Below are 13,513 nucleotides of genomic sequence, written 5' to 3'. Positions count from 1 at the left end.
TCTTTTTACAAAGCAATCCTGAACTTGTTTCAGGATCTGCTCAATTCCAAAGAAATTTCAGTTAAAAATTAAAGCAGAGTCTATTTAAAAGCTTTACAAAAAGGATGCCGCTGCAATCCCTATCGCAGAAGTTACCATCCCACAACGGCAAATCTATTCGCAAAGAATTCTACATAAAACGCAACAAATTCTACACGTATTTTTATATTTGCCTAAGATTACTAAATACACCTAAAAATGATAAAGAATTTTGTTGAAGAATTAACGTGGAGAGGCATGATACAAGATAGTATGCCAGGAACGGAAGAGCACTTATTAGAAGCCATGCGTAAGGCGTATGTAGGTATTGACCCTACAGCAGACTCTTTGCATATTGGTCATCTTGTTGGTGTTATGGGATTAAAACATTTTCAATTATCAGGGCATAAACCAGTTGCGTTAGTAGGTGGAGCAACAGGAATGATTGGTGATCCTTCTGGAAAATCTGCCGAGCGTAATTTACTTACCGAGGATATTCTTTTACATAACCAAAATGCTATAAAAGAACAGTTATCTCGCTTTTTAGATTTTGATAGTGATGCAGAAAACGCAGCTATTATCGTAAATAATTACGATTGGATGAAAGAGTTTTCATTCTTAGAATTTATTAGAGATGTTGGTAAACACATTACCGTAAACTATATGATGGCTAAAGATTCTGTAAAGAAACGCTTGTCCTCTGAGTCTTCTGTAGGAATGAGCTTTACAGAGTTCACTTATCAATTGGTTCAAGGTTATGATTTTTTACATTTATATAGAGAAAAGCAATGTACACTTCAAATGGGAGGAAGCGACCAATGGGGAAACATTACTACGGGAACAGAATTAATTCGTCGTGTAGATTCAGGAAAAGGTTACGCCTTAACTTGGCCATTAATTACAAAGGCCGATGGCACTAAATTTGGTAAAACCGAAGGCGGAAACATTTGGTTAGACAGCGAAAGAACGTCACCTTATAAATTCTACCAATATTGGTTAAATACCAGTGATATCGATGCTGAAAAATACATTAAGATTTTTACATTTTTAACTAAAGCAGATATTGAAGCTTTAATAGAAGAGCACCAAGAAGCACCACATTTACGTGTTTTACAAAAGCGTTTAGCTGAAGAAATAACCACTATGGTACATTCTAAAGAAGATCTAGACAACGCTATAAAGGCAAGTAATATTCTTTTTGGAAAATCTACAGGAGACGATTTAAAAGCTTTAAACGAGCAAACCTTTTTAGATATTTTTGATGGTGTGCCATTAACCGAAATACCTCAAGCAGATATTGATAATGGTTTAGACATCATAGCTGCTTTAGCAGAAAAAGGAGGCTTTTTAAAATCGAACGGTGAAGCCCGCCGTGCTTTAAAAGAAAACTCTATTGCTGTAAACAAAGAGAAAGTAAAAGACCATTACAGCATTACTAAAGACGATTTAATAAACAATAAGTTTGTATTACTTCAACGCGGTAAAAAGAACTATTTTGTATTGCGTGTGGTTTAAAAAACAGCGTATTGTAAATTATAAAAACAAAAAAGTCTCTGATTAAGTTTAATCAGAGACTTTTTTTATATCGTTCTTTTGTTGCTAGTTCTGTTTGGTTCTGTCATTTCGAACGCAGTGAGAAAACACTTAAAAAAGCTCGTTTTGTGTTATTTCTATTATGTGACTCCTCATTTAATTAGAAGTGAGATGGATTGCGGGAGTCACTTAATTAATCCTTAAACGTCAACGTTTCCGGATAACCCCAATCGGCACGGATTTCTATTGCTTTAAAATGGCTTACTTTTTCCGGTTGTATCTTTTTTAAATAATTACCTGTGTCGTATTTCCCGTTACCATTCGCATCATGAATTACACGTATTTTATACGTTGCTGGCACTACGTTAAAAAAGTCTACAACACCTTCAGTTTTAGCAAATTTTTCTCTTTTCACTTCGCCTTTATCATCTGTTAATTGTATAACAAGCGGGTAAGTTGCATTAATTAAAGTAAAACGTGCGTATCCAAACTCAGATTCTTTTTTAGTTTTAAAAGAATAGTTTAACGTATCATTTTTATCATCGTACAAATCGACAAATGCTTCGGGAAGTATTTGAATTTGATAACTATTGTCTGCTGTTTTTTCAAAATCGAATTGATACATATTATTAATAGTATCAAACTTAGTTGTAAAAGCCACCTTGGTAGAATCTTTATCTAAAACCGTCATTTTTTCTGCATTGAAATCAACAAAAGGTGTACTTCCGGAAATATAAAAAGATTCTGTATAACCTACTGCTCCCGAAGGCGCAGATTGTATTACTAAACTATCACGTTCTAACTTTCTTATCCTAACGGTATAATCTTTTTTGTAATCACCATTAGAAACCGTAAATAGTAAAGAATCAACCTCTAACTTTGGTTTATACCAATAGTTAAGCGTATCGGTTTTTGTATCTTTTAAAATACGATATTCAAAATCTTCAGGTACATCAGAATTTAAGGTAATCTTCATACCCTCATAATTCCCCTCATAACCAAAAGCTATTTTTTCTCCAGCAACAATCATTGGTCGTGTTGCTTTATAATCTAACTCTTCATTAAATAATTTCAATGTATAAAGCGAATCATTCGGTACCGTAATAAAGCTTTTATGAAAAGCAATTTGATCTGCTTTTTGCTGAAATTTATTATCAGAATTACCATCCTTTAAAGCCAAAAGCATGTATTTACCAGCCTTAATATTATCTACAGAAAATGTAGTAACACTATCTAATGTATTGGTAATGTATTTTGGTGTTTCTTTATACACAATAGAATCTGTAAACGTAGAATCGACCTCGTACAACATAACCGAAACAAAAGTATCTGGTTGTGGTTTTAAGGCATCTACAACACTTCCTTTTACATCTAACGAATCAATATAGTTTCCTGTAGAAAACACGTAACGATAATACGGATATGGATTTCCTTCATTATTATCCTGAATACTGTTACCAAAATTAAAAGCGTAAGTGGTATTAGGTTTTAATGTATCGTGAATTTTAATTGTAATTTCTTTACTAGCCGATCCCATTGGTGTAATTTCCGGCTGGTTTTTCATGGGAGGAGAAATAATAAGCTGCTTATTTAAGTCTTTCATTTTGACATACTCATCAAAATAAATTTTTATCTCATTGCCCTTAAAATTGGTTGTTAAGTTTGCAGGTTCTGTTTTAAGAATAACAGGTGGTGTCACGTCTTTGGGACCACCATCTGGAGTTCCTCGATTGGCACAATTAATAAAAATAAGACCAATAACCGCAGCTAAAATAAAATTTGAAAGTGTTTTATTCATTACCTATTAAAAATTTTCACAAACCTACATAATTTTAAAGATATAACGCTTAAAACCCTAAGCAATTGCCATAGTAGCAATACTTATTTTTATATTTTTTGCCTGATTTAAAATTAAAATACAAGCTTCTAAAGTCGCGCCAGTGGTAATAAGATCGTCAACTATTAAAATATGCTTATTTTCTATCTGTTCGCTATGCTCTAAGGCAAACAACTCATCACTATTAATTAAGCGTGCAATACGTCCTTTTGTAGTTTGCGATTTATTATTAGAAATTTTAACCAAAACCCGATCCAAATATGTTGCATCTAAGGCTTCCGCTATTTGTTGTCCAAATTTTTCAACTTGATTAAAACCTCTAGATCTCAGTTTCTTTTTATGCAAAGGCACCGGAATTACTACATCAACATCTCGGTAAGCTTCCAATTCTTGGAGTTCGCCACCAAGCCAATTGCCTAATACAAAACCAATATTTTGGTACCCTCTATATTTTAGGCCATGAATAAGTTGCTGTACTAAACTCTTTTTTTCGAACCTAAAAAGCGCCGTCCCATGTTCTATTTTACAGCGTCCGTAAAGTACTTTTTTAACGGCATCACTATTATCAAAATGAAAATTAGTAACCGGCAAATCGTGTCTGCAATCTACACAAATAGCATCTTCATTATCGTTTAATGTGCCAAGACAAGCGTAGCACACTTTTGGAAAAAATATATTTACAACAGATTTAAACATTTAAATTAAAAGTAGTTCTGTAAATTTAGTTAATTATAACGAATAGTTTCAAACGCTTTTTTATTTTTGCAACATGGCAAATCAAGACGATAAATTTAAAAAGGTAATATCGCATGCAAAGGAATACGGATATGTATTTCAAAGTAGCGAAATATACGACGGTTTAAGCGCCGTTTACGACTACGCACAAAATGGTGCTGAGTTAAAGAAAAACATACGTGACTACTGGTGGAAAGCCATGGTACAAATGAACGAAAATATTGTTGGTATCGATGCCGCAATATTTATGCATCCAACAACCTGGAAGGCTTCCGGACACGTCGATGCGTTTAACGACCCATTAATTGACAATAAAGACTCGAAAAAACGTTACCGCGCCGATGTTTTAATTGAAGATTACTGTGCTAAAATTGAAGCTAAAATTGACAAAGAAGTCGCTAAAGCTGCAAAACGTTTTGGTGAAGCCTTTAATAAAGAAGAATTTTTAGCAACAAACGGACGTGTTGTTGGATACCAAGAAAAAATAAATGCTACGCTTTCGCGGATGGGGCAATCTTTAGAAAAAGAAGATTTAGCCGATGTTAAGGCTCTAATTGAAGAATTAGAAATTGCAGATCCTTTAACAGGAAGCAAAAACTGGACAGATGTTAAGCAATTTAACCTGATGTTTGGAACAAAACTCGGTGCTTCTGCCGAGTCTGCTATGGATTTATATTTACGTCCAGAAACAGCGCAAGGTATTTTTGTTAACTTTTTGAATGTTCAGAAAACGGGACGAATGAAAATTCCTTTTGGAATTGCACAAACCGGAAAAGCCTTTAGAAATGAAATTGTTGCAAGACAGTTTATTTTTAGAATGCGTGAGTTTGAACAAATGGAAATGCAATTTTTTATTAAACCAGGGACGCAAGTAGAGTGGTACAACCATTGGAAAGAAACCCGAATGAAATGGCATTTATCTTTAGGCATGGGTGCGGATAATTACCGTTTTCACGACCATGATAAATTAGCGCATTATGCAGATGCTGCGGCCGATATTGAGTTTAAATTCCCATTTGGCTTTAAAGAATTGGAAGGGATTCACTCAAGAACAGATTTCGATTTAAAAGCACACGAAAAACATTCTGGAAAGAAATTACAATATTTCGATCACGAAGAAAATAAAAGCTACACACCATACGTATTAGAAACTTCTATTGGTTTAGACCGTATGTTCTTAGCTGTATTCTCTAATGCTTTACAAGAAGAAGAATTAGAAAACGGAACTACAAGAACCGTTTTAAAATTACCAAGTGTTTTAGCACCTGTAAAAGCTGCTATTTTACCATTGGTTAAAAAAGATGGCCTACCAGAAGTTGCTCGTAAAATTGTAGAAGAATTGAAATGGGATTTCAACGTGATTTACGATGAAAAAGATGCTGTAGGGCGTCGTTACAGAAGGCAAGATGCAAACGGAACACCATTTTGTATTACTGTAGATCACGATACTTTAAATGATAACACTGTTACTATTAGGCATAGAGATTCTATGGAACAAGAACGTGTTAATATTGATGATTTACAAAAAATAATAAAACAAGAAGTTGATGTACGTACTTGGTTAATGAAGATGTAAAAATCTAAAAAACTAAATGTAAGTTACATTTATAATACTAAAAACCCCCAATCGAAACAATTCGATTGGGGTTTTTATGTTTTTATAATTTAAGTATTAGAAACGATATCCAATTCGAAGATTAAGATTAACGGCAGCGTAACCTTCATTTTCGAGATAACCAGCACTTTTAGCAAAGTAATAAGCATAACCAATACCTATTCCGGTTTCGTAATTAAAATACTTACCTATGTTTCTCTTTATACCCCAAGTTGGAATAATGGAAACTTGATTAACAACCTCTACATTATCGTAATTAGAAATTGTAAACCAGTTTGGATGATAGCTTGTTTGTAATGCTAAAAAATTACCAGCATTACCCGAAATACTTCTAGATTTTGAAACTCGTTTATCTAAATTATAGTACCAACGAGGCTCTAAACGAATTACCGGAGCTAACAAATATCCCGATTTTGGATAAAAATCGCCACCCCAAAGACCTAAATCCATTCCGACTTCTGCACGAAGCGCAATTTCATTCGATAATTTAACTTCACGATGTACCCAAACACCTAAAAAACCGGTTTGAACTCCGTAAGTTGATTTTTCTACACTTGCTTTTTGAGCATACGCTGTTACTGAAAGAACTGCTAATACAAATAGAACTAAGTACTTCTTTTTCATGAAAATAGTTTTTGATTAATGACTCAGGTAGAATCAATAATCATTCCAATTGATGAATAAAGTTTTTAAATTAAATAGTAATCTGTCTATCTATTTGTTGATCTAGAGAGATAAAAGTTTCTGTACGAGAAACACCAGAAATAGTCTGAATTTCGTTATTAAGTAAATGCATTAAATGCGCATTATCTTTACACAAAATTTTAATTAACACATTCCAGTTTCCAGTGGTGTAGTGACATTCTAAAACTTCTGGCACTTTTTTTAATTGCTTTATAGCTTCTGGGTTTTGTATAGCTTTATCTAAATAAACACCTATAAAAGCTACGGTTTCGTAACCTAACATTTTTGGATTGATTACAAACTTTGATCCCGATATAATTCCAGATTTTTCTAGCTTACGTAAACGTTGATGTATGGCTGCTCCCGAAATATCTACATTTCTAGCAATTTCCAGAATTGGAATTCTGGCATCTTCCATTAAAGTTCTAAGTATTTTTTTGTCGATTCCGTCTATACTGACGTTTTTGTCTTTTGATTTCATCCCCTATCTATTTCGATTTAAAAGGTAAAAATAATAATTTCCTTGTAAAATGAAAGGGTTTTCTATGTTTTTGATTACAGTGGCCGTGTAAATAAGAATTATGCAGTAATATAGACCTAACGTTGCGGATAGTTGCGTTAGGGATTGAACGGCTTGTTTGAGCTCCCTGACCTAAGGAAGGAGCGAGTAGTGAAAGCCCGACTCCTACTACGCCTTAAAAGCGTAGCAGGAGTAACGCCCACATTTATGTTTTAATTATCGTTTAATAATTTTGAAAGCTCATCTAATTTTGGTGTTAAAATCACCTCAATACGACGGTTTTTCGCTTTCCCTTCTGATGTTTCGTTTGATGCAATTGGTGCAAATTCACCACGTCCTGCTGCTGTTAAGTTTTCAGCATTGATATCGGCATTTTCACGTAAAATAGTTACAATTGCTGTAGCTCGTTTTGTCGATAAATCCCAGTTGCTTGTTAAAATCCCGTTACCTTTATAAGGTACGTTATCGGTATGTCCCTCGATTAAAACTGCAATATCCGGATTGTCGCCAAGCACACTACCTAGTTGCTTTACAGCACGTGTACCTTCTGCTCCAACAGCCCAGCTTCCTGAACTAAAAAGTAGTTTGTTTTCCATAGACACATAGACTTTTCCATCGCGTTGCTCTACTGTTAAACCTTTACCTTCAAAATCGGTTAAAGCTTTAGATATCGCGTCTTTTAAAGCCGTCATAGCAGCGTCTTTGGCCGCTATTACACTTTCTAATTCTGCAACACGGTTAGATCTATTTTCTAACTCCGATTTAAGTTTTTCTAAACGAGCATTCTCTGCAGATAATGCTTGTTCCTTAGCTTCTAACTGTGCTAATAACTCACGGTTTTTTTGAGAGTTAGCAGCAATAGATGCCGAGCTATTTTTCTCTAAAGCATCGTAAGAGTTCTTTAAATTATCATAATTAGATTTAGTTGAAGTATAATCGGCTTGTAATTTGTCGCGTTGCGCTACTGCCTCATCGTAAGCCTTATGCAATTGCTTTAACTCATTTTCCGCTTCAGTCTTCTCTCTTAAAAGTATTTCGTTAGCATCTGAGATTTTACGATTTTGTTGTTTTAGTTTTGCGTATTTACTTTCCAGTTCTTTATAAACTTTTGGAGAAACACAACTGGTTAAAACGGCCAGTGTTAAAAGCGTGAGTGCGGTTTTTTTAATCATTGTAATTGAGATTATAATTTTGGTTGTTTTACTATTGTTCTATTTCTACTAAAATTGGGCAATGGTCGCTATGTACAGCTTCGGTAAGTATAACGGCTCTTTTTATGTTTTCTTGTAAGGGTTGAGAAACTAAAGCATAATCTAAACGCCAACCTTTATTATTGGCTCTAGAATTTGCTCGATAACTCCACCAACTAAAGGTTTGCGTTTCTGGGTGTAGGTAACGGAAAGAATCGGTAAAACCACTATCGATAAATTGCCCTAACCACTCGCGCTCTTCTGGTAAAAACCCAGATACACCTTTCATTTTTGGGTTATGGATATCTATTTCTTCATGACAAATATTATAATCGCCACAAATTACAAGATTCGGGATGTCCTTTTTTAAGTTGCTTATATACTCTTGAAACATATCCATGTATTCAAATTTATGGCTCAATCGCGCACTGTTTGTTCCCGATGGCAAATATAGGCTCATTACCGAAACACCATCAAAATCTGCACGAATATTTCGACCTTCGAAGTCCATTGACTCAATTCCTGTGCCAAACTCCACATGATTTGGTTCAATTTTACTTAAAATAGCAACGCCACTATAGCCTTTTTTTTGTGCACTATACCAATAGTTATAAATGTAACCTGCCTCTTCAAAAACCTCTAAATCTAACTGCTCTTTCATGGCTTTGGTTTCTTGCAAACAAATAACATCTGGGTTTGCACTTTTTAACCAACCAATAAAATCCTTTTTTAATGCGGCACGAATACCGTTTACGTTATATGATATAATTTTCATGTTCTCTTTTACCACGACAGAAATACCGCGGAATTTTGTTTAAATTATGCTATTAATTATAAAGATTTTCATCTTTACACCAATCAATTTGTTTCACAACAAATCTAATTTCAGCTAAAATAAATAATACGCTACTTTTACACTATAATTTACAGAGGAGTTTTAACGAAGCTATTAACAAAATATTTTAAAGTTTTTGTAGTTTAAGTGTATCCATGAAGTTTTTTTCGAGCATAATTTTAATTTTTATAGGTTTTTGCGGGTTTTCGCAAGAGCAAACCTCTATCTACAAAACTAAAACGGTTGCTGTAAAACAAGTTATTTTAATAGATAGCGTGAGTATTAATTCGAATCAACTTTCTATAACAACTAAAAATGGTACACGCATAGATAGTAGTATCTACCAAGTTGACTTCCCGAAAGCTCTATTAACTTTTAAACAACCTATAGCTAGCGATTCGATAATTATTAACTACTTGAAGTTTCCTGATTTTTTAACCAAAACCTACAAACAGTTAGACGAAAATATTATTGTAAAAAACACAGATAACCTCCAAAAATTATACAAACTATCACAACCCAACACCGAAAAAAACACGATTCCTTTTGATGGTTTAACCACTTCGGGTAGTATTTCTCGTGGTGTTACTATTGGTAATAATCAAAATTCGGTTTTAAATAGTGAGCTCGATCTTCAAATTACAGGAAAGCTAAATGAAAAGGTATCACTCCGCGCCTCTATACAAGACGCTAATATACCTTTACAAGAAAGTGGGTATAGCCAACGCTTAGATGAATTTGATCAAGTTTTTATAGAACTTTTTACCAAAGATTGGAATATTAGAGCCGGAGATATCGATTTAACAAATACAGATTCTTATTTCGCGAGTTTTTCAAAACGTGTACAAGGTTTAAATTTTAATTTGAAGTTGGGAGACGATAGCCAACAAACCGATTTATTTGCCGCAGGAGCTTTAGTACGTGGTCAATTTACAACTAGCCAATTTACAGCCCAAGAAGGCAACCAAGGTCCATATAAACTACAAGGCACTAATGGTGAATTGTTTGTACTTATAGTTTCGGGAAGTGAAACCGTTTACGTGAATGGTACAGCCGTAAAACGTGGCGAGGACCAAGATTACATTATTGATTACAACGCTGGAGAAATTATTTTTAACTCTACATTCCCTATAACTTCCGAAATGCGAATTACTGTAGACTATCAATTTAGTGATAGAAACTACTCGCGTTTTGTGGCCTATGGTGGTGGCACATTTCAAATTGAAAAATTAAAAATTGGAGTTTCTGTTTATTCTGAAAACGATTCGAAAAACCAGCCTTTGCAACAAAACCTATCTGAAGAACAAGTACAAATTTTAGCTGATGCTGGCGATGATAAATCTTTAATGGTTGCTCCATCTGAAGTACAAGAAGCTTTAAATGAAAATAGAATTCTATACAAAAAAGAACTAATTGACGGCGCTGAAGTTTTTGTGTTTTCTAATAATGAAGATGATGAACTTTACCGTGTAACCTTCTCCCGTGTTGGCGACAACCTTGGAGATTACGCCTTAAGTAGCAGCAACGCCATTAATAACATCTACGAATACGTTGGTGTTTTACAAGGTAACTACGCGCCTATTATCCAGTTAATTGCCCCAACTAAATTACAACTTGCCGTAGTTAATGGAGCTTATCATCCTTCGAAAAAAACAAATATTAATTTTGAACTTGCCGGAAGCAAAAACGATTTAAACTTGTTTTCTAAAACCGATGATAAAAATAACGATGGCTTTGCAGGAAAACTGAATATTAAACAACAACTAATTAAAACCGATAGTCTTTGGAATTTAAACGCGCTTTTCGATTCAGACTATATTAGTACTAATTTTAGAAACATTGAAGGGCTTTACAATCCCGAATTTAATAGAGATTGGAATTTAGATTTAACCAACCTTAATGGTATTGGAGGTAATTTAGGCAACCAATTATTGGTTAATTCTGGTTTTAGTTTATTTCACAAAGACAAAGGTTTTTTAAATTATCAGTTTGAACACTTAAATTTCTCCGATGGCTTTAACGGAAATCGCCATGTGACTTCGGCTAATTTAGTTTTCAACAAATTAAGTATTTCATCCAACTCTAGCTTTCTAAACGCCGATTCTAACAGCAATACTTCTACTTTTTTAAGATCTTACAATCGGGTTACCTATAGCTTAAAATCGAGTTGGATTGGCACAAAACTCGCCATAGAAGACAATAAGCAAACTGATATAGCCACACAGCAACTCACAGAATTAAGCCAACGTTATAAATCGTACGAGGCCTTTTTTGGTGTTGGTGACAGCACCCAAGTTTTTGCTGAAATAGGTTATAAAAACCGCATAAACGATAGTATTAGAAACAATACTTTAGAGAAGGTAAACACATCGAACACCTTTTATTTAGACTCCAAATTGGTCCAAAATAAAAACACCAGTTTATCGCTATTCGCAAATTACAGAACTTTAAAAAGTGAAGATCCAGACATTGACGATGAGCAATCGTTGAACTCTCGATTACAATTCAATCAAAAATTATTTAACCAACTTATTCAATGGAATACTATTTTTGAAACAAACTCGGGTACTTTACCACAACAAGATTTCACTTATATTGAAGTAGAGTCGGGCTTAGGCACATACACTTGGGTAGACTACAACAATAACGGCATCCAAGAACTCGATGAGTTCGAAATTGCACAATTTCAAGATCAGGGTAAATATGTTCGGGTATTGCTCCCGAACCAAGTTTACATTAAAACGCACCAAAATAGATTAAGTCAAACCTTAACTTTTAATCCGTCTACCTGGTCGGTTTCCGAGAAAAAATCAGAACGTTTTTGGTCGCATTTCTACAACCAAACTGCTTACTTAATTGATCGGAAAACCAAGCGTGATGGCAATAAATTCAATTTAAATCCTTTTGAAAAAAATCCTAACGATCAATTGGGTATTCAACTTAATTTTAGAAATGTTTTGTTTTTTAACCGCGGCAAACAGCACTATACAACGTCGTATACGTTTTTAGATAATACCACGCGAAGTGTTTTATCTATTGGCTATATAGAAAATAGTATTCAAAGTCATCAGCTTAATTTCAATCATAAATTATCAGGCAATTGGCTCATTAATATCCTTTCAACTTTAGAAAACAATGCGAGTGTGAGTGAGAATTATGCGAGTAGAAATTACACTTTTGATGAAACGCGCTTCAATCCTAAATTATCATATTTGTTTAACGATAATTCTAGCTTCGATATCTTTTATCAATATGAAGATAAAACAAACACTATAGGCGATTTGGAAGCTTTAGAGCAACAAAAATACGGCGCATCATTCACATTAAACAATAAAGAAAAAGGAGCCTTAAATGGCGAATTTAACTTTCTATCTAATCGCTTTGAAGGTTCGGCCGGCACACCTGTAGCCTACCAAATGCTAGAAGGCTTGCAACCAGGGAAAAACTTTACTTGGACATTGCTCGCCCAAAAAAAACTGACTAACTTTTTAGATTTAAATTTTAGTTACTTTGGAAGAAAAACAGAATCGAGCAAAACCATCCATACAGGTTCTTTTCAATTGAAAGCTTATTTTTAGAGCTGTTTAGCATCATCTACTTTCTCAAAAATCGAAATAATTGTTTTTACTGCATTGATATAAAACTCCGGGTGAATATTTTCAAAATCGTCCGTAGGTTCATGGTAATCCTTATGGTCATCTACACCAAAATATAAGAATGGAATTTCCTTTTTATGGAAGTTTCCATGATCTGATGAATATGTCCAATTCTCCAAACCATCATGCCCATCATGGCCCGTAGCTATGTTTAAACCTCCTGCACCTTTAGTTGATGTTACAATGCTTTTTAAAGTTTCATTGTAAGCCGTACCAACAGCAAATAATATGTTATTATCACTGCGGCTTATCATATCCATATTAAGATTACAACGAATATTTTTTTCTGCTAAAGCGTTACTTTTTACAAAAAACTTAGAGCCTTGCAAACCTAGTTCTTCACCATCAAAGGCTGCTAAAATAACAGAATACTTAGGTGGGTTTGCTTGAAAATATTCGGCAAAACTAAACAAAGCACTTAGCCCAGAAGCATTATCATCGGCGCCATTATAAATCTCTCCCATATGAATGCCTTCATGATCGTAATGTGCACTTATTACAATATACTTTTTAGGCGACTCGCTACCCTTTATCAATCCAAGAACATTTACACCTTCAAAGGTTTGTCTTTTTTTATAAAAGGAAAATTTTTGTTCGTAGTTTTTAGTAAAAGGTAAAACCTTTAAAGCATGAAATTGATTTACAATGTATTTACGTGCTTTTTCGGCACCTTTGGTTCCTGTTCGTCTCCCTTCAAAAGCATCGGACGATAAGGATTCTACATGTTTCAATAATGTAGTTTCGTTAAATAAAAGTGTAGAGCTTCCTTGAGATTGACTTGTTCCTTCAAAAGAGAATATAACACAATGAAGGGTAATTAAAAATAGGTGTTTAAGCATATTGGGGGTTGATAATCTGTAATTTTTTCATCTTAAAAAAACAGACTCATT

10 protein-coding genes are annotated in these 13,513 nt (G+C 34.1%); 3 read left to right on the top strand and 7 right to left on the bottom strand.

Annotated elements, in window-relative coordinates:
• Positions 1-237 precede the first annotated feature (237 nt).
• Positions 238-1,533 (top strand): tyrosine--tRNA ligase, encoded by a 1,296-nt coding sequence (gene tyrS, locus DFQ06_RS12080; RefSeq protein WP_133967899.1) that lies wholly within the window; start codon positions 238-240, stop codon positions 1,531-1,533.
• Between the two features lie 211 nt (positions 1,534-1,744).
• On the opposite strand, the gene DFQ06_RS12075 is transcribed toward tyrS, so the two are convergent.
• A complete protein-coding gene (locus DFQ06_RS12075) occupies positions 1,745-3,349 on the bottom strand; it encodes an Ig-like domain-containing protein (RefSeq protein WP_074937334.1) in 1,605 nt (534 codons plus the stop codon).
• Positions 3,350-3,406: 57 nt separating this feature from the next.
• Entirely contained in the window at positions 3,407-4,084 is a 678-nt protein-coding gene (locus tag DFQ06_RS12070) for a ComF family protein (protein ID WP_042497690.1), read from the bottom strand.
• Between the two features lie 73 nt (positions 4,085-4,157).
• Between DFQ06_RS12070 and DFQ06_RS12065 the strand changes: the two genes are divergently transcribed.
• Entirely contained in the window at positions 4,158-5,699 is a 1,542-nt protein-coding gene (locus tag DFQ06_RS12065; protein WP_133967897.1) for a glycine--tRNA ligase, read from the top strand.
• 96 nt (positions 5,700-5,795) lie between these two features.
• Here the strand turns inward: DFQ06_RS12065 and DFQ06_RS12060 are convergent, their stop codons facing one another.
• The 4 genes from DFQ06_RS12060 to DFQ06_RS12045 form a co-directional block, all read right to left on the bottom strand.
• The gene (locus DFQ06_RS12060; protein WP_042504672.1) at positions 5,796-6,362 is read right to left on the bottom strand and encodes a hypothetical protein; all 567 of its coding nucleotides are present in this window, start codon (positions 6,360-6,362) and stop codon (positions 5,796-5,798) included.
• Between the two features lie 70 nt (positions 6,363-6,432).
• Positions 6,433-6,903: an Lrp/AsnC ligand binding domain-containing protein gene (locus tag DFQ06_RS12055; protein ID WP_042497692.1), complete on the bottom strand. Its 471-nt coding sequence runs from the start codon at positions 6,901-6,903 to the stop codon at positions 6,433-6,435.
• A gap of 251 nt (positions 6,904-7,154) precedes the next feature.
• Positions 7,155-8,114: an OmpA/MotB family protein gene (locus DFQ06_RS12050; protein ID WP_042497695.1), complete on the bottom strand. Its 960-nt coding sequence runs from the start codon at positions 8,112-8,114 to the stop codon at positions 7,155-7,157.
• A 31-nt stretch (positions 8,115-8,145) separates the two neighbouring features.
• Entirely contained in the window at positions 8,146-8,907 is a 762-nt protein-coding gene (locus DFQ06_RS12045) for an exodeoxyribonuclease III (RefSeq protein WP_042504671.1), read from the bottom strand.
• 215 nt (positions 8,908-9,122) lie between these two features.
• Between DFQ06_RS12045 and DFQ06_RS12040 the strand changes: the two genes are divergently transcribed.
• Positions 9,123-12,545 carry a hypothetical protein gene (locus DFQ06_RS12040; protein ID WP_133967896.1) on the top strand — a complete coding sequence of 1,141 codons (3,423 nt, stop codon included), beginning with the start codon at positions 9,123-9,125 and terminating at the stop codon, positions 12,543-12,545.
• Here DFQ06_RS12040 and DFQ06_RS12035 read toward each other — a convergent pair.
• A complete protein-coding gene (locus DFQ06_RS12035) occupies positions 12,542-13,462 on the bottom strand; it encodes a M28 family peptidase (RefSeq protein WP_133967894.1) in 921 nt (306 codons plus the stop codon). The two genes, DFQ06_RS12040 and DFQ06_RS12035, sit on opposite strands and share 4 nt — an antisense overlap.
• Between the last annotated feature and the right edge of the window lie 51 nt (positions 13,463-13,513).

It is taken from the genome of Algibacter lectus (assembly GCF_004368925.1).
GTDB lineage: Bacteria > Bacteroidota > Bacteroidia > Flavobacteriales > Flavobacteriaceae > Algibacter > Algibacter lectus.
This window is presented reverse-complemented; position numbering and strand designations above follow the sequence as displayed.

Excerpts from the sequence above, each read along its gene's own strand:
- tyrS (WP_133967899.1), top strand. The coding sequence starts at position 238 with ATGATAAAGAATTTTGTTGAAGAATTAACGTGGAGAGGCATGATACAA.
- DFQ06_RS12075 (WP_074937334.1), bottom strand. The coding sequence starts at position 3,349 with ATGAATAAAACACTTTCAAATTTTATTTTAGCTGCGGTTATTGGTCTT.
- DFQ06_RS12070 (WP_042497690.1), bottom strand. The coding sequence starts at position 4,084 with ATGTTTAAATCTGTTGTAAATATATTTTTTCCAAAAGTGTGCTACGCT.
- DFQ06_RS12065 (WP_133967897.1), top strand. The coding sequence starts at position 4,158 with ATGGCAAATCAAGACGATAAATTTAAAAAGGTAATATCGCATGCAAAG.
- DFQ06_RS12060 (WP_042504672.1), bottom strand. The coding sequence starts at position 6,362 with ATGAAAAAGAAGTACTTAGTTCTATTTGTATTAGCAGTTCTTTCAGTA.
- DFQ06_RS12055 (WP_042497692.1), bottom strand. The coding sequence starts at position 6,903 with ATGAAATCAAAAGACAAAAACGTCAGTATAGACGGAATCGACAAAAAA.
- DFQ06_RS12050 (WP_042497695.1), bottom strand. The coding sequence starts at position 8,114 with ATGATTAAAAAAACCGCACTCACGCTTTTAACACTGGCCGTTTTAACC.
- DFQ06_RS12045 (WP_042504671.1), bottom strand. The coding sequence starts at position 8,907 with ATGAAAATTATATCATATAACGTAAACGGTATTCGTGCCGCATTAAAA.
- DFQ06_RS12040 (WP_133967896.1), top strand. The coding sequence starts at position 9,123 with ATGAAGTTTTTTTCGAGCATAATTTTAATTTTTATAGGTTTTTGCGGG.
- DFQ06_RS12035 (WP_133967894.1), bottom strand. The coding sequence starts at position 13,462 with ATGCTTAAACACCTATTTTTAATTACCCTTCATTGTGTTATATTCTCT.